This is a genomic window from Flavobacterium sp. ST-158, assembly GCF_058309975.1.
Genome location: NZ_JBZEEN010000010.1, coordinates 1 through 18,492, shown reverse-complemented (window position 1 = coordinate 18,492; position 18,492 = coordinate 1). Strand labels below are relative to the sequence as shown.

The window sequence follows — 18,492 nt, the reverse complement described above, 5'->3', positions numbered from 1 at the left end:
AGAATTGAGATTATTTAAAATAAGTTACTTTGTTAGAAATTGGGGTTCTCTTTTTTCTTGACGGTTTACTATTGTCAGGATAGTAGCCAACATAAATTAAGCCGAGAGATTTTTCGTTTTCGGCCAGATCAAATTGCTTTACATAATCCATTGCACCCGCCGAAGTACTCCAGTAACTTCCAATATTATGGGCAGTGCAGCTGAGCGCTATGTTTTGAACAGCAGATGAAACAGCCGCTATTTCTTCCCATTCCGGTAGGTTTATTTTGCGATTACGAACCAGTACAACTCCAATAACACATGCCGAATTAAGAGGGTATTCTTTAAGCTGATTGTATTTTTCAGTAGCTTCTTCAGCAGAAAATTTTTGAGAATAAAAGTCTTTGTAATAGTCAGCCAGAAAAGATCCCAGATGTTCTAAATAAGTATCCTGTAAAATAATAAACCTCCATGGTTCTGTCATTTTATGCGTGGGTGCATAAGTTGCGTTTATTAAAATTTCATTTAATAATTCATCCGGTATATTTTGCTTTAAAAATTCATCAGCATAAACACTTCGTCTGGTCCGGATGATTTTTGAAATTCTATTTTCTTCAATTGCAAAATCTGATATCTTGATTTTACTGGATTTAGTGGTAGTATTCATATTTTTTTAAAAAATTATTTGAGAAAATTCTTTTTTTAAATGATAAAACAAATATATTTGTAAGTAAATTTTATTTAGAATAAATAAAAACAAGGCAAGCAAATGTAGAAATTAATCTTTATAAAAAAAATAAAACGGAAAAAAAATATACGAAATCATCTATAATTTAAAATATACAGGAACGATATTTTTGTTTGTATGTGGTTTGTTTTTAGTGTTTTATGTTTTTTATTTATCTCATTTTTATTAACTATTAAATAAATGTATAAAATGAAATCACAGACATTCATTGAAGAGGAAATACCAGTAAAAGAAAATTATGCTTATCAAATTCCTACAAGTCCACTGATAGTGGAAGTCAGCTCTCAGGAAAGAAATATTTTGTCAAATGTTGGAAATTTGCTCATAAAGGCATTTGGGACTTATGAAAATCCCGAATACATAGCAGCACTTCATCTTCATGCTTTTCAATTATTACCAGAACGAATTACCAGAATATTAACTCAGTTTGGAACTGATTTTTCTGCAACTCAATATGGAGCTATTATTTTTCAGGGACTTTTAGAGATTGATCAGGATACATTAGGGCCTACTCCGGAAAATTGGCAAGAGGTTGATTATGGTAAATTAAATAAATATGGTTTTATCTGTTCGCTTCTTCACGGAGCAGTACCTTCGAAGCCTGTCCAGTATTATGCACAGCGAAAAGGTGGGGGGCTTATGCATGCAGTGATTCCTGATGAGAAAATGGCTGAAACACAAACAGGTTCAGGTTCAAAGACTGATTTGTACGTTCATACTGAAGATGCTTTTTTGCTTAATCAGGCAGATTTTTTAAGTTTTCTTTATTTGAGAAATGAAGAAAGAGTTCCTTCTACTTTATATTCCATTCGTTCTCATGGCAAAATTAATGAAACGCTGGAGCAACTATTTGATTCTATTTATCAATGTCCAAAAGATGCCAATTATGGCGAAGAGCAATTGGTTCCAGGACCAACAACTGCTGTTCTATATGGAAATCGTGAACTTCCGTTTATCCGATTTGATGCTGCCGAGCAAATATTCAACCCATATGCCGGACAAACTCCGGAAGCCTTGTATAATTTAACGGAATTTTGGAATGAAGCAAAGAAACTTATAAATAGCGAGTACATTCCGAATGCGGGAGACCTTATCTTTGTTAATAATCATTTATGTGCCCACGGTAGAAATGCTTTTGTAGCGGGTCAGCGCGAAGAAAACGGTAAAATTTTAAAATGTGAGCGTCGACAAATGTTAAGAATGATGAGTAAAACCAGTTTAATTCATATAAGATCTGTAACCCAAACTAATGATCCATACTTTGTCGTGGAGGAACATTTAGGTAAGATTTTTGATTTGGATTAGTACATACCTAAATTGAAATATTTTTTTAATTAAAGTGGTTCAATTCCTATCTTGTTATCTTTACAGGATTATTGAATTACTTGTTTTTGTATTTTTTAACTTGTTAAAAAGTTGGGAAATGATATAAAAAAAGCTTGTTTTCTTTTGAAAACAAGCTTTTTTGCTTGTGACCATCACTCAACAAAATTGGAACCATTTTGTAGAGGATTTAGAGCGATTGGTGGAGATAATTGATTTATTGTAAATAATATATTCAATCTTGATTTTAGTTGGATGATGAATTATCAAATTTCCAACCATTTGTTTTAATTAAGTTATTTTTTTCAAACTAAACCTCTGTACTGAAAGTACAGAGGTTTAGTTGATTATTCTCTCAATCAGTTATAGTATAGTCGTATATATCATCAGGCTACATGTAGTTTAATACTAAAAGTACTCCCCAAACCTAATTCGCTCTCTACACTGATACTTCCATTTTGGGCTTCAATAAATTCTTTACTGATAGCCAATCCTAATCCGGTTCCCGATTTATTACTTCCGGGAACTTGAAAATATTTATCAAAAACTTTGTTTTTGTAACGACTGTCAATCCCTTTACCAAAATCTATAACCTGAAAGATAATCTGGTTTTGGTCTTTTTTTACTTTAACTTCAATTTTACTATTCATTGATGAGTAAGTAATAGCATTGGTTAAAAAATTAATTAAAACCCAGCTTGTTTTTTCAGTGTCTGCTTTTACAGCGGGTAAGTCTGTATCGACATCGATACTAATTTCAATCTGTTTTTGTTCCGCTTTTACTTTTACGGCTTCGGTGGCATAGTGAACGATTTCGTATGGATTACTTTTTTCAATATTCAACTGGATATTTCCTGTTTCTACCTGCGATAATTCGAGTAATTCTCCTGTGATTTTTAACAGTCGCTGGCTATCTTCTTTAATACTGTCAATCAGGTGTTGCTGCTCTTCGTTAATTGTTCCTGTTGTTTTGTTTTCCAGTAGCTGCAAACTCATTTTTATGGATGAAATTGGTGTTTTTAATTCATGGGAAACAGTAGCAATAAAATTGGTTTTAGCAAAATCTAATTCTTTAAAAACAGTAATATTTCTTAAAATAATCACATCACCAATAGTTATAGATTGATCCTCTCCGGTAGGCGTAATGGTAATGGTTACCATCTCTTTTTCAAAATAACTTTCTTTACCATTGGCAAAAATCTTTATTGGATTTGATTTTTGACTGTCAGGTTCCTTGCTAATCAAAGATTTCATTAAATCATTCGTTGAAGCCAAATCGGTTGCTGATTTTCCAATAACCTCTTCTTGTTTTCTGTTTATGATTTTCAATGCCTGATCATTGATAAATAATACGATGTTCTGATTGTCTAAACCAATAATAGGGTCGTGCATATTATTGATTAGAGTATCTAAACGTTTTTTTTCAAATGATAATTTATACAAATTGCTATTGTGGTATTCCTGTAGTTTTTCGGCCATTGTGTTGAATGATTTGGCCAGGTCACCAAACTCGTTATGATGCAAAAAATGAATTCTTTTCGAATAGTTTTTGTTTGCAATTTCTTGAATACTTGCTGTTAACTCTTTGATAGGGCTGGCAATATTATTAGGCAAATTAATTAATAAATTAAAAGCAATCAGGAAACACAAAGTTCCTACTATTGCAATCCATAAATTAGCAGTTTCCGCAGTATGTTTGGCAATGTCATGTTTGATTTTTATAGCATTCATATTAAGCTTCATAATCTCGAAAATGTTTTGTCGGATTTGAACTTTAATTTTTTCGTTGCTTTTGTTTTGCTTTAATAATATAAAATTAAAAGCTAAATTTCGCGTTGCGATATCTTCATTAATTTCTGTAATGTTTGCTCTTTGTTTTTTGAGATTAGTCTCAAAAACGCTGATGGCTTTATTTTCATCAGTAGTTATTTCATCTAATGAAAGAAGCATATTTCGAGAATATTCTAGTGTATTATAGTTGGCTTTTAGAATATTTCCAGTGTCTTTTTTAATCGAAAAGATATAAAAAGCACTCACCAGCGTAAGGATAATTATTAGTAAAAATAATAATCCAACTCCCAGATTTAATTTGGTTTTAATTCTCATGGCATCATTGCGAGGAATGAAAAGTCTTATCCTCTAAATTTAATTGTTTTAATATGGACTATTACGATAAAATAACAAGATCAACATTTGATTTGGAAAGATTATTTAATAATCGTCTGAAAACAGATGTTGACAAAATTACTTTAAATAAACTCAAATGAGGCTTTCCTATACAAACTGTTGTAATCTGTTTTTGTTCAGCTATATTTAAAATGGCATCGGTTATTTTTTTGTTTTGCACTTTGATCACTTCAGCACCAAGTTCGATAGCCAGTTTAAAGTTATTTATCAAATGCCTTTGTTTGTCCAGTGCAATTTTGTCACTACTTTCTTTAGGAGTTTCCACATACAGAACATACCAGTCGCTATTGTAATAACTCGCTAAACGAGCCGTTTTTCTAATTACTGTTTTAGCAGTTTTCTCATTCGTACCAATACAAGCCAGCAGTTTTTCCTGCCGGAGTGCTGCATTTTTCGGCACTTCATTTTCTACTTTGCGCACCACCTGACTGGCCACTTCTTTTAGTGCTAATTCACGCAATTGTAAAATTTGATCTGACTTGAAAAAGTTTTTCAAAGCCATTTGAATTTTATCTTCGGTGTAAATTTTTCCTTCCTTTAAACGATTGATCAGTTCTTCGGAGGTTAAATCAATATTTACCACTTCATCTGCCAATCGCAAAACATTATCAGGAACACGTTCCTTTACTTCAACATTTGTAATTTGTTTTACGTCCTGATTTAAACTCTCAATATGCTGAATATTTACTGCTGATATCACATTAATTCCAGCTTCCAAAATTTCCAAAACATCCTGCCAGCGTTTTTCATTTTTACTCCCTTCTATATTAGTATGCGCTAATTCATCTACAATTACCACTTCAGGACGAAGATTAATAATGGCCTGAACATCCATTTCTTCGAGTTGCTTTCCTTTGTAGAAAATAGTTCTTCGGGGAATGACCGGCAAACCTTCCAATAGTTCGTGAGTTTCTTTACGATTATGGGTTTCTACATAGCCAATTTTTATATCAATTCCTTTTTTTAACAACATATGAGCTTCCTGAAGCATACGAAAAGTTTTGCCTACACCAGCACTCATACCAATGTACACTTTAAACTTTCCTCTTCTTGATTTTTGAATTAAATCGAGAAAATGCCTGACATTATTATCTTTTTCGATATCCATACATGAACTAATATGTAAATCATTTATTAAACCCAACTTTTTACACCATTAAGAAACGAAGCTTTATACAACTTCATTTCTTAATGGTTTCTAATAAAAAGTATAATTATTACCTTTTTCTAAATTGATACAGCCAAAGATGTTGTTATACACATATTGCTGTTTATTGGATTATTGTCCTTCAAAAAAATAGCATCTTTGCTATTCAAAGTTCGGGTTTCTATTCTAAACATCACATTTTCTACAGGTAAATAATCAAAATTTGCCGAGAAACCATAGGTTTTAAAACCATTAGGTGTTCCTGTTGGAATAATCACTTCTTTTTCGTCCTGGTAATATTCTCCTCTGGCTGACAATTGTATTTTATCCGTGGGCTTATAGTGAATGATTGCGGCTGGAGTATACCAAAGATCATACTTACGGCTTCCCTTAGCCGATTGCTGTGCCCCAATATCAAAACCTGCGATTACAATCGTTTTATCGGTCAATTTGAATGTTCCGTAAAAATCATTAAAATAACGCCATTTCGCATCCACATCAGGCTGTTCGTTTCCAACATAAGTACTCCAGTTCAACAACACTTTTGCCGTTGGCTTAAAAGTCAGCTGCGTTCCAAATGCTGGTGTATGATTGCCATCGATTTTCTGAATACGTTGCCAGCCGTTCAAATACATTGCAGCCAAATACCACTTTTCAGATTTTGAAGTGTAACCAATTTTTACACCTGCCTCATAATAGGGAGAGTTTTCTGCTCCCATACTTCGGGTCAAAGTCATGCAATCTTTACCGATGGCGCTTTCAAATCCAATATGAGACGGCATAATTCCCGCATCTATCCAGAGATTGTTGTCTTTGGAAATTTTGACACCAACATTCGCTTCAAAAACATTTTTCAATAAATCTTGTTCGGCTGCCAAGTTATATTCGGCATAAGTTCCTGCCATAAGTGCCAAATCGCCCCGAACATTTTCTTTCGAATAATTCATTTTGGCCATAGCCAAATTCAAATTTACTTCGTTAGCTCTATTATAACTGTATAAAAAACCGGGTTTTGTATGATTGTCGGGTTTACCAAAATCATAACTATAATACGTTTCAAAATATCCCGAAAAACTTAGTGGGTTTTTCTGATTATCTGCTTCTTGAGCATTAACTGTTGTGCATCCGAATGCTACTAAAGCAGTGATTATTAATTTTTTCATTTTGTTGTCATTGCGAGGTACGAAGCAATCGCATCCTAATTTTATTTTTTATTTGAAACTAATCTAGCACCAAGGCTAGAAGCCGAACTGGCGAAGCAATCTGGTGTAGGCATTCCGTTTTTAAAGAACTTTATTTTAAATTCACAATCTTATTTTTAATACTAAAATCTTAATGCTTAATTCAATTTGTCTAATTCAATATTTAATTGCAAAACATTCACTTTAGCAGGTCCAAACATTCCAAAAATAGGGCGCTCAGTATTATTTTTTATTAGTTCTGCTATTTTGTTCTCTGATAATTTTCTACTGTTTGCGATACGTTTAATTTGAACTGTGGCACCATTTACAGATATATTTGGATCTAATCCGCTTCCTGAAGCTGTAACTAATTCTGATGGAACTTCACTACGTTTTACGGATGGATTTTTATGTAAAAAGGCACCAATACGGGTTTGCACTTCTGTCAAATACTCAGGATTATCAGGACTTTTATTGCTTCCGCCAGAACCTGCAGCATTATAATCCACAGCAGATGGTCTGGGCCAGAAATATTTATTTTCTGTAAATTTCTGAGCCACATTAATAGGGTAATTTTTTCCGTTTACGGTAACAGTTTCACCTTTTCCCTGATTGGGAGTCAATTGTGCAATTCCAAGAATGCTCGATGTGTAAATTCCAGAGAAAAAAAGGGCACAAAAAAGGGTTAAGCGGATTGCTGGTTTTATATTTTCTTTCATGATTTCTATTTTTTTAATCTGAACTTGTTTCAGATTCTATTTTTCTAATTACTTTAACTACACAAATATTGATACAACTAAATCAATCAATTTTATTCCGATAAAAGGAACAATCATACCGCCAATTCCGTAGATGAATAAATTTCTACGTAACAAAGCCGATGCACCAATTGCTTTGTAAGCAACGCCACGTAAAGCCAAAGGAATCAACAACGGAATAACAATTGCATTAAATAGTACTGCAGATAAAATAGCACTTTCCGGACTGTGTAATCCCATAATATTCAAACCTTGTAACGCCGGAATAGCAGTGATAAAAAGTGCAGGAATAATGGCAAAATATTTGGCAACATCATTCGCAATAGAGAAAGTGGTCAGCGTTCCACGTGTCATCAGTAATTGTTTTCCTATTTCTACAATTTCGATTAATTTGGTTGGATCATTGTCTAAATCGACCATATTTCCGGCTTCTTTTGCAGCTTGAGTTCCACTGTTCATCGCTACACCAACATTGGCTTGGGCAAGGGCAGGAGCATCATTGGTTCCGTCACCCATCATGGCTACCAATCTTCCTTCGGACTGTTCTTTTTTGATGTAATTCATCTTGTCTTCCGGTTTGGCTTCAGCGATAAAATCATCAACACCCGCTTTTTCAGCAATAAATTTTGCCGTAAGGGGATTGTCACCGGTAACCATTACTGTTTTGATTCCCATTTTGCGTAAGCGTTCAAAACGTTCTTTCATTCCGGTTTTGATGATGTCCTGCAATTCAATAGCTCCTTGAACCTGGTTGTTTTTGATAACAACCAAAGGCGTTCCACCGTTAGAGGAAATGTTAATTACTTTTTGTGCAATATCTTCTGGAAACGAATTTCCTGCTTGAATTGCGATATTTTTTGCAGTATCCTGAGCGCCTTTTCTAATGTTAGTGCCGTCTTTCAAAATCACACCAGAAGTTCTGGTTTCAGCAGTGAATTTGATTAAAGTCGCACCTTCCACAGACAATTTGTTAGCCACATCCTGACCAGCCAACTCCACGATACTTTTACCCTCTGGCGTATCATCTGCAAGAGAACTCAATACCGCCGATTGTATAAAATCGTCCTTCGAAACGCCTTTTGTTGGATAAAAGGCTGTTGCTTTTCGGTTTCCAATGGTGATGGTTCCGGTTTTGTCCAAAAGCAACACATCAATATCTCCGGCAGTTTCCACTGCTTTTCCAGATTTTGTAATGACGTTGGCACGCAAAGCCCTGTCCATTCCTGCAATTCCGATAGCCGATAATAATCCGCCAATGGTTGTTGGAATCAAGCAGATAAAAAGGGAAATAAAAGCAGCTATTGTGATGGGAGCATGGGCATAGGCTGCAAAGGGAGCTAAAGTCACTGTTACAATGATAAATACTAAAGTAAATCCAGCCAGTAAAATCGTTAAAGCAATTTCATTTGGTGTTTTTTGACGGTTGGCACCTTCCACCAGGGCGATCATTTTATCCAGAAAACTTTCGCCAGGTTCCGATGTCACCATTACTTTTATTTTATCTGATAATACTTTTGTTCCACCAGTTACCGATGATTTATCGCCACCAGCTTCACGAATTACCGGAGCACTTTCGCCAGTAATGGCACTTTCGTCTATAGTGGCCAGACCTTCGGTAATTTCTCCATCAATTGCAATAATATCACCAGCTTCACAAACAAAAATGTCGCCTTTTTTGAGTTCAGCGGAAGAAATGGTCTGACCGTTTTCTAATTTTGCTGGCGTTTCCTCACGTGTTTTTCGCAAACTATTGGCTTGTGCTTTTCCTCTTGCTTCGGCAATGGCTTCGGCGAAATTTGCGAAAAGCAATGTTAGAAATAAAACTAGAAAAACAGTGAAATTGTAGATGAAACTTCCTTGTGAACCTTCTCCGGATAAAATCCAAAGACAGACAAACAACATGATGGCTGTTCCAATTTCCACTGTAAACATTACTGGATTTTTGAACATTATTTTAGGGTTGAGTTTCACGAACGCCTGTTTGAAGGCTTCGTTAACCAACTCTTTTTGAAATAAATTATTTTGAGATGTACTCATGATAGTTGTAATTATTTAGCTGAAAAATATTCAGCGATTGGACCTAAAGTTAAAGCTGGGAAAAACGACAAAGCAGCTACAATAAAAATCACTGCAAAAACCATCAATCCGAAAGTAGAGGTATCTGTTTTTAAAGTTCCGTTGCTTTCAGGGATGTATTGCTTTTGAGCCAACATTCCAGCAATAGCAACTGGTCCGATGATTGGTAAATATCTAGCCAAAAGCATCACAATCCCGGTAGCAATATTCCAAAACGGAGTATTGTCGCCCAAACCTTCAAATCCACTTCCATTATTGGCTGAAGAGGATGTGAATTCGTATAGCATTTCACTAAATCCATGATAGCCCGGATTGTTCAACCAACCGGATAAAGCTTCTGGATCAGATGCATATAAATGACTAGCCAAAGCCGTTCCAACCAAGATTAGAAAAGGATGCAACAAGGCTATAATCATGGCAATTTTCATTTCTTTGGCTTCGATTTTCTTACCTAAAAATTCGGGTGTCCTACCCACCATCAATCCGCTAATGAAGACACTTAGGATTATAAAGATGTAGAAATTCAAAAATCCAACACCAACACCGCCATAAAAACAGTTAATCATCATGCCGAGAAGTGTTGTCATACCTGCAATTGGCATCATACTATCGTGCATTGCATTTACAGATCCGTTACTTGTAACTGTTGTATATGTAGCCCAATTGGCGGAAGCAGCAGCACCAAATCGCACTTCTTTTCCTTCCATACTTCCCATATCCTGAGCAATTCCCATATTGGAAATAGCAGGATTTCCATTCATTTCGCTAATTACGGCAGGAATCAACAGCATCAGAAAACCTAAAGTCATCACACTATAGATTGTCCATGATAGCTTTTTACGTTTCAGGATAAATCCAAGAGCAAAAACCAGTGCAATCGGAATCAAAAAGATGGAAACATTCTCCACTATATTGGTCAGGTAATTTGGGTTTTCCATTGGATTCGACGAATTCGGACCGTAAAATCCTCCGCCATTAGTTCCTAATTGTTTGATGGCTACAAAAGCTGCTACTGGTCCGCGACTGACATTTTGTTCATTGCCTTCAAGAGTGGTAATGGTATCTTTACCTTCAAATGTCATCGGAGTTCCGTTCAGCACTAAAATAATGGCTACTATAAATGACAAAGGCAATAAAACTCTGGTACAAGATCTCACGAAAAAACTATAGAAGTTTCCTAAAGTTGCAGACGTTTTCTCTTTCATAGCCATAAAAACTGTGGCACAAATTGCCATTCCGCAGCCTGCACTGATAAATTGCCAAAGCATCAACGTTAATTGTCCTAAATAAGACAATCCGCTTTCGCCAGAATAGTGTTGCAAATTGGTATTGGTTACAAAACTAACAGAAGTATTGAATGCCAAATCGCCACTCATGGACGGATTTCCATCTGGATTAAATGGCAGCCAGGCCATATTGGTTAAAACCAACATCGAAATGATAAACCAAACCAGATTGATAGTTAAAAGAGCAAACAAATGCTGTTTCCAGTTCATTTCCTTGAATGGATCGATGCCACCAATCTTAAAGAATAGTTTATCGATTGGATTAAAAATTCTGTCCAACCAAGTGTTTTCATAATTGAATATTTTGCCGATGTAACGACCTAGCGGAATGGCTAAAAGCACGACCAATCCGTATATAACGATAATTCCTAGTATTTCAGAGTTCATATTTAGAATTTTTCGGGTTTAATTAGTACATAACAGATGTATACAAAAACTGCTATGGCGATAATGAAAAGTGGTATCATAAATTAGATTTTTTCAAAGAATAGAATCATTTTAAAAAATAGAGCGAATACAATCCATCCGCTTGCAGTAAGGATAAGTGCCGTCATACTCCAGAAGTGTTTATTTGTTTATGATATTCCGTCTTGAGTGAATTCGGAAAAAGATTAGAAATACTGCAATGGCGTAATTTCATAAAAGTGGAAACCGATAAAACATAGACATTAGAAATGGCATTTTTAGTTTCGGAGCTTCCGGTAGTAAATAATTTTTCGGCTAAAGCCAAACATTTTTTAGCTCTTACAATATTTCCCGAAATAATCGCTGATTTTGTTATTTCAGCAAAGCGTTCGGCTTGTTTGTAGCTGGTGGTGACCTGATTTTTCATTAGAATGAATTTTTATGTTCATTTGCCTAATGCCAAAAGCTGTTCCAATAAAATGAAAATTCGGTAAGTCCTTGTATTTATTCTATTTGTAATTGATATGCCAAAAACGGAGCAAAAAAAAGCCTATCAAAATGATAGGCTTTTATTGTTTTGGAAGTTCAATTTAAAAATAACTAATGAATATTGTATTCATCTAATTTTCGATACAAAGTAGCAATCCCAATTTCGAGTAATCGGGCAGTTTCAGCTTTGTTGCCTTTCGTATAATTTAATACTTTTTGAATGTGGAGTTTTTCAATACTTTGCATTGAAAAAGCCGACATTGTTTTATTAGAATTATCCTGAATATGTTGCATTTCATAAGGTAAAACTTCTGGAGTAAGGATTTCATCAGCTAAAATAACGGAACGCTCGATGATATTTTTCAGTTCTCGAACATTTCCTGGCCAATGATAAGCTTCCAGTTTTTGGAGAAAATCGGCTGAAATTAGCAATTGCTTTTTATTGATTTTATCTGAAAACTGTTTGACAAAATAAGTAGTTAATGTTGCAATATCTTTTTTTCTATCTCGTAGTGCAGGAATTTTAATTTCAAAAATGTTTAGTCTGAAATACAAATCCAGACGAAAAGTATGATTGTCACTTTCTGTTTTTAAATCTCTGTTGGTGGCAGCAATCAATCTGAAATTAGACTTCTTAGGTGTGGTATCTCCCACCGGGATGTATTGGTTTGTTTCTAATACCCGTAATAGTTTAGCTTGTAAATCGATAGGCATTTCGCCAATTTCATCTAAAAATAAAGTACCCCCGTTGGCTTCTTCAATAAATCCTTTTTTGTCTTTTAAAGCTCCGGTAAAAGCTCCTTGTCTGTGCCCGAAGAGTTCACTTTCCATAATTTCCTTGCTAAAAGTACTGCAATTTAAGGCTACAAATGATTTCCCTACACGGTTGCTGTTTTCGTGAATGGCTTGTGCAAAAACTTCTTTTCCTGTCCCTGTTTCTCCAGTCAACAATACTGTGGAATCGGTTTTCGCTACTTTTTTGGCTAAATCAATAGCTTGTTCCAATGCTTTAGATTTCCCTATAATGGAGTCAAAAGAATATTTATCGGAAATTCGTTGTTCCAACTTTTTTATTCTCTTTTGGAGTTCTGATTTTTCTATTGCTTTGTATAAAAGCGGAATAATTTTATCATTATCATCACCCTTTACTATGTAATCAAAAGCGCCGTTTTTCATCGCTTGAACCCCATCAGATATTTTGCCGTAAGCAGTGAGAAGAATAATTTCTACCAATGGAAATGCTATTTTTATTTTTTGAAGAAAATCCACACCATTTCCATCTGGGAGTTTGACATCACACAGCACTACATCAATATCGTTTTGCTCTAATTTTTTGAAGCCTGATTTTAAATCTGGTGCTTCCACCACTTCAAAACCTTCCGATTTAATGATTCGGGCTAAAAGTCCGCGAAGTTTTTCTTCGTCGTCAATGATCAATATAGTTTTCAATATTAAATTTTTTAAAACAAATTTAGGTATTATTTTAATGCATTGTGGAATTCGTCTAATTGGATTATTTGCTGTAGCTTTTTTCTACTCTCAATTTCGATAGTATTACTTTTAATAAGAAAAAAATGATTTTTAGAATGTAATTATTAGATTGATTACTAGTTGTTTAATTATTATTTGTTATTTTTATTTAGAATAATTTAATATAATGTTGTTTAGACTGTTTTTAAATAATACTTTTGTGCCGAAATTTAATGAGAACTAATTTTAAAATAATGCGTGCAAAAAGTATAATAGTTTTAACAATGTTATTTTTAACAATAACAAATATTTACTGTCAAACTACCAAAGTAAAAATATCAGGAATTATATTAACAAATAACGGTAAACCTGCCGAAGGAGTTTCAGTAGCATTAAAAGGAACGGCTTATGCAGCATTAACAAATGAGAAAGGAGAATATGTAATTTCAACGAAGCCTGGCAATTATATTTTAGTGGTTAGCTACATAGGATTTAAATCGAAATTAACTGAATTAACTGTAGGAGAAGCTGATAAATCAGTTTCGAATATAACAATCGAAGAAGATACAGCTGCCTTAGATGAAGTTCAAGTGGCTGGAAAATCGAAGGTAGAACGTGTGCGTGAGCAAGCTTATAATGTAGCAGCAATTGATCTAAAAAAAGTATACAATTCAGCTGTTGATTTGAATCAGGTATTAGGTACTACTACTGGAGTTCGTGTTAGAGAAACTGGAGGTATGGGATCTGATTTTAAATTCTCATTAAATGGATTTTCAGGTAATCAGGTGAAATTTTTTATGGATGGAATTCCTATTGATAGCTATGGATCTTCATTTTCTTTGAATAATATCCCGGTAAATTTAGCTGAAAGGATTGAAGTTTATAAAGGAGTAGTACCTGTTGAACTAGGAAGTGACGCTCTGGGTGGAGCTGTAAATATTGTTACAAATCCTTCAGTGAAAAGATATATTGATGCTTCTTATAGTTTTGGGTCATTTAATACGCATAGAGTAGCTGTAAACACCCGATTTATGGGAAAAAATGGATTAGTGGCTAACATTAATGCTTTTGGAAATTATACGGATAATAATTATAAAGTAGATGTTCAGACGTTTAATTCGGATGGTACTTTTAATCCAGAACGTGAATACAAACACTTTCATGATGGTTATAAATCTGGAGCTATAATGGCAGAGATTGGAGTGAAAGGAAAAAAATATGCGGATTATTTATTGTTTGGATTAATGGCTTCTGCTAATAAAAAAGAAATTCAAACCGGTACAAATATGCAGCGTGTAGTAGGACAGGCTTTTAATGATAGTAAGGCATTTGTTCCTTCTTTGAAATTTAAAAAAGACAGCCTTTTTACTAAAAACTTATCGGTAAACTTTATTGCTTCTTATAATATTGTAAAAACCAGAGCTGTAGATACTTCATCGTTAAGGTATAAATGGGATGGTACTAGTATTCCGAGCGGAGTTGAAACAAGTGGAGGTGAATTAAATTACAATAAATCGATTTATGTTTTTGATGACAAATCTTTTCAGGCAAATACTACTTTTAAATACGATTTAAATGAGCAACAGTATTTTGCTTTAAATTATTCCATCAATAATTTAAAAAGAAAAGAAGATGATGAATTTTATGATATTACCAGACCGGGTGAGCCTTCAATCAATAAGAATATTTTAGGTTTATCTTATAATTTAGCTGCCTTTGATAGAAAAATGTCTTTCACAGCTTTTGCTAAAAAGTATTTTTTGAAAACTACGATGGTAGTGCTAGACGATCAATATGCTGATGAAGAAGACTGGGTTTACAATGAATTTAGTGATTCTTTTGATGATATAGGATATGGAACGGCTTTGTCTTATTTTCTAAGTGAAAATTTACAGCTTAAGGGGTCCTATGAACATGCTTTTCGTTTACCAATTGCCGAAGAAATGCTGGGAAATGGATTACTTGTTTTAGCTAATCCCAATTTATTACCGGAATCTAGTGATAATATTAATGCAGGATTTAGCTTTAAGAAAAAGTTAGAAAATCATTCTTTTGGATTTCAGGGAAATTACATTTATAGAAATGCACAAAACTTTATCCAAGCTGAAACAACAGGAGCTCAGTCTAATTTTATAAATAAGGCTGACGTAAGAGTAAGTGGTATAGACGGAACTTTTCAGTATGGATATAAAAACAGCGTAACTTTTGAAATAAATGCTACCTACCAGAAAACAATTGATGAAAGTATCTTCGATCCAGTGGGGTCTAATACCCGAAATGCAGATAAAGGGTATCAAATAGCTAATACCCCAATTTTTTATGGTAACGCTAATTTAGGTTTTAACTTCAGAAAGATTAGAACTGCAGATGACAATTTAAGTATTAATCTCTTAGCAAATTATATAGATGAATACTTCTTGGTATCTACCAGAAACGGTAGTCCGGGTGATAGAAATACAATACCGGAACAATTTACACAAAGTATAAATACTGCTTATACATTTGGAAAAGGAAAATATAATATTGGTTTAGAATGCAATAATATTACAGATACTAAAGTGTATGATTACTATAGGGTACAAAAACCAGGAAGATCATTTATGGTTAAATTCAGATATTTTATTAATTAAATTTTAAATTAAGAACAATGATAACAAAAATTAAAAAACTTTTAGCTTTATTAGTATTGCCGGCAGTACTTTTTTCATGTAGTAATGATGAAGATAATTCAGAACAAAGAAATCCGGCTGATGAAACTTATTTATTATCATATCAGGATACAGAGTGGAATACCTATGTTTGGCAATTCGAGTCGGTAGATGAATTGATGACCGGGTCTATTGATATGGTTGGAAAAGGAACAGAACAAGCAGGCTCATTCGTACCTGTAGCAAATACTTTTTTTGCACTAACAGGAGATGCAGAAGGATCACTAGGTTTTTATCTTAATTCAGAAGGTGTAATAGCTAAAACTAATCCTATTTTTACAGGAGATACTTATGCTTATGGTACTACTGATGATGGGAAATTAGTTACTATTAATTCACCTTGGGATGCTAGTAGTACTCAAAATGAAATTAAAATTTACGACCCTGAAACTGTAAAAATTACGAATAGTAAATATGATGATTTTGCGATATCTAATGGACATTTTTTATGGCCTACAAGTGTATGTGTATCAGGAAACCGACTTTTCGTTTCAACTTTTGAACGTGATAAAGACTGGAAACTTTTCCAGGACAAAGCAGTTGTAAAAGTATATGAATATCCTTCATTGACATACTTAAAAACAATTGAAGATTCTCGCACAACTGCTATTGGTCAATACTATACAAATACAGGTATGGTTCAAACAGAGTCTGGTGATATTTATACATTCTCTTCAAATTCTGTTTTATGTGGTTATACTCCAACTGCTTCTCACTCAGGAATTCTTAAAATTAAAAAAGGACAATCAGAGTTTGACGATGATTACTTCTTAGATATTGAAACAAGTGAACTTCAAGGAAAAGTTTTATCAGCTTACCCAGCCGGAGGAGAAAAAGTATTGGTTAATTATATTCCTACTGCTATTGATGCCGATCAGCCTAATTGGGGTTTCTTAAATTATAAATCATATAAATTAAAATGTGCTATCATTGATCTTAGCTCTAAAAAAATAACTAAAGTCACTAATTTGCCTGACCACTCAGGTGATAACTACTTTGGTTTTGGAAGTGTATTAGTTGAAAGTGGAAAATTATATAAAAGTTTCGTGACTAATGATGAAAGAAGAGTATATCAAATAGATATTGCTACAGGAGTTGCAACATCAGGTGCTGTAGTTAGTGGTGGAGAGTTACCATCATTAACAAGATTAACTAAAAAGAAATAAAATAAAAATAGCTCCTTATTTTTGACCATATAACCATTGCTCTACAGGTAATGGTTATATGGTTTTTTGTAGTATCTATTTTTTATTAAAAAGCATAATAATGAATGTTATCAAAAAGCAACAATCAAAATCAAAACCTAAATCCCGCTTTAGTAAAATCAACGCATGGTTTCATCTTTGGTTGGGTTTAGTTTCTGGAATAATTGTATTTATAATGGCAATTACAGGTTGTATCTTAGTATTCGAACAAGAGATTAAACAACTCACATCGCCTTGGCTAAATGTTGAACAGCAAAGTCCAGAACAATTACTTCCGCCATCTCAAATTCATGCTGCGGTACAGAAAGCATTGCCTAACAAAGAAATTCATGGTGTATGGTATAATGGTTTAGATAAATCAGTTAAAGTAGATATCGAGTCGGATTCATTGATTTATGTAAATCCTTATAATGGTAAGATTACGGGTATGGTGGATCATGAAGACTTTTTTCATATCATTGATGAAGGACATCGTCATCTTTGGTTGAATGAAGCAATTGGATCTCAAATAACGGCTTGGGCAACCGTTATTTTCTTCTTTTTACTCATTAGTGGATTGATACTTTGGTTTCCTAAAAAATGGAATAAAACTACTTTTAATAGTAGTTTTAAAATAAAATGGAAAGCTAAATTCAAACGGGTCAATTATGATATTCATAATGTGTTAGGATTCTACAGTATTGTTTTGGCAGCATTGATTGCTTTTACTGGATTGATTATGAGTTTTCATTGGTTAAGAGAGAGTACTTATTGGATTAGTGGTGGCTGGGCCGATGAGAATGAGAAAAAAGAGCAAGTGATTCAAAAAGTGACTACTTCAACTCCAAAAATGGATAGGCTAGCATCAGCTGATTTTATATGGAAAAAAGTACGAACTGAAATCGCAAAAGAAAATAAAGAATCCGTTATTATTCATTTTCCAGATAAACCAAATGAAGATTTTTATGCGTGTACGGATATGCATAATGGTGTTTGGAGGGATTTGTATTTTGATTCACAAACTTTACAATTACTTCCTAAATCGCACAAATATATTAGTGATGAACAATTTTCAAAATGGTTAATTCGATCCAACTTTGGTTTACATGTTGGTGCAATTGGAGGATTATCAACAAAAATTATTTATTTTGTAGCTAGTTTGATTTGTGCTAGCTTGCCCGTAACCGGAGTTATCATTTGGTATAATCGGAAGTGGGGGAAGAAAAAAACAAATATATAATAGTATCTATTTTTTTTGAGATGATGTCCTTTATTTATACGGAGGTAAAACAAGCTATGCAGTTCTAAATTAGGAACTGCATGGTTGTTTTTTATTGTAAAGGATCTTATTTACCGTAGTCGTATTATCAATCAAACCAATCTTTGATAACACATCTTAAAAAAGCAAATTTAAGTTTATATAAGCAAAATTAAGTATGAAAGCAGCTATTTATTTCTCACCAGACACTACGTAATGGACATGCTAACTTAGCCATCACAGAAAGTTAAGAAATAATCTTAATTTTAACCTATGAAACAAGTCCGCAAAATT

At 33.7% G+C, this 18,492-nt stretch carries 14 protein-coding genes; 4 read left to right on the top strand and 10 right to left on the bottom strand.

The genetic code is table 11. From position 1 onward, the window contains the following. Positions 1-10 precede the first annotated feature (10 nt). Entirely contained in the window at positions 11-646 is a 636-nt protein-coding gene (locus AC4FRF_RS14475) for a nitroreductase family protein (RefSeq protein WP_491160441.1), read from the bottom strand. 270 nt (positions 647-916) lie between these two features. Here AC4FRF_RS14475 and AC4FRF_RS14470 point away from each other — a divergent pair, with 270 nt between their 5' ends. Beyond that, positions 917-2,032 carry a Fe(II)-2OG oxygenase family protein gene (locus AC4FRF_RS14470; protein ID WP_491160439.1) on the top strand — a complete coding sequence of 372 codons (1,116 nt, stop codon included), beginning with the start codon at positions 917-919 and terminating at the stop codon, positions 2,030-2,032. Between the two features lie 404 nt (positions 2,033-2,436). On the opposite strand, the gene AC4FRF_RS14465 is transcribed toward AC4FRF_RS14470, so the two are convergent. From AC4FRF_RS14465 to AC4FRF_RS14425, 9 genes are all read right to left on the bottom strand, one after another. Then, positions 2,437-4,155: a HAMP domain-containing sensor histidine kinase gene (locus tag AC4FRF_RS14465; RefSeq protein ID WP_491160437.1), complete on the bottom strand. Its 1,719-nt coding sequence runs from the start codon at positions 4,153-4,155 to the stop codon at positions 2,437-2,439. A gap of 61 nt (positions 4,156-4,216) precedes the next feature. Next, on the bottom strand, positions 4,217-5,344 hold the full coding sequence (locus tag AC4FRF_RS14460; RefSeq protein WP_491160435.1) for a universal stress protein: 1,128 nt from the start codon (positions 5,342-5,344) through the stop codon (positions 4,217-4,219). 119 nt (positions 5,345-5,463) lie between these two features. Further along, positions 5,464-6,546: a porin gene (locus AC4FRF_RS14455; protein WP_491160433.1), complete on the bottom strand. Its 1,083-nt coding sequence runs from the start codon at positions 6,544-6,546 to the stop codon at positions 5,464-5,466. 176 nt (positions 6,547-6,722) lie between these two features. Beyond that, positions 6,723-7,283, bottom strand: coding sequence for a K(+)-transporting ATPase subunit C (locus AC4FRF_RS14450; RefSeq protein WP_491160431.1), 561 nt, complete (start codon positions 7,281-7,283; stop codon positions 6,723-6,725). 57 nt (positions 7,284-7,340) lie between these two features. Next, positions 7,341-9,359, bottom strand: a complete 2,019-nt coding sequence (gene kdpB / locus AC4FRF_RS14445; RefSeq protein WP_491160429.1) for a potassium-transporting ATPase subunit KdpB — start codon at positions 9,357-9,359, stop codon at positions 7,341-7,343. A gap of 11 nt (positions 9,360-9,370) precedes the next feature. Then, positions 9,371-11,071 carry a potassium-transporting ATPase subunit KdpA gene (gene kdpA / locus AC4FRF_RS14440; RefSeq protein WP_491160427.1) on the bottom strand — a complete coding sequence of 567 codons (1,701 nt, stop codon included), beginning with the start codon at positions 11,069-11,071 and terminating at the stop codon, positions 9,371-9,373. Between the two features lie 2 nt (positions 11,072-11,073). Then, positions 11,074-11,151 (bottom strand): potassium-transporting ATPase subunit F, encoded by a 78-nt coding sequence (locus AC4FRF_RS14435; RefSeq protein WP_084625983.1) that lies wholly within the window; start codon positions 11,149-11,151, stop codon positions 11,074-11,076. 83 nt (positions 11,152-11,234) lie between these two features. Further along, positions 11,235-11,516, bottom strand: coding sequence for a DUF7674 family protein (locus AC4FRF_RS14430; RefSeq protein ID WP_491160425.1), 282 nt, complete (start codon positions 11,514-11,516; stop codon positions 11,235-11,237). 173 nt (positions 11,517-11,689) lie between these two features. Then, a complete protein-coding gene (locus AC4FRF_RS14425; RefSeq protein ID WP_491160611.1) occupies positions 11,690-13,030 on the bottom strand; it encodes a sigma-54-dependent transcriptional regulator in 1,341 nt (446 codons plus the stop codon). 302 nt (positions 13,031-13,332) lie between these two features. On the opposite strand from AC4FRF_RS14425, the gene AC4FRF_RS14420 reads away from it, so the two are divergent. The 3 genes from AC4FRF_RS14420 (at position 13,333) to AC4FRF_RS14410 (ending at position 18,180) form a co-directional block, all read left to right on the top strand. Next, entirely contained in the window at positions 13,333-15,678 is a 2,346-nt protein-coding gene (locus AC4FRF_RS14420) for a TonB-dependent receptor (protein WP_491160423.1), read from the top strand. A 17-nt stretch (positions 15,679-15,695) separates the two neighbouring features. Further along, positions 15,696-16,922, top strand: coding sequence for a DUF4374 domain-containing protein (locus tag AC4FRF_RS14415; RefSeq protein WP_491160421.1), 1,227 nt, complete (start codon positions 15,696-15,698; stop codon positions 16,920-16,922). A gap of 100 nt (positions 16,923-17,022) precedes the next feature. Continuing rightward, positions 17,023-18,180 (top strand): PepSY-associated TM helix domain-containing protein, encoded by a 1,158-nt coding sequence (locus tag AC4FRF_RS14410; RefSeq protein ID WP_491160419.1) that lies wholly within the window; start codon positions 17,023-17,025, stop codon positions 18,178-18,180. Positions 18,181-18,492: the final 312 nt, after the last annotated feature.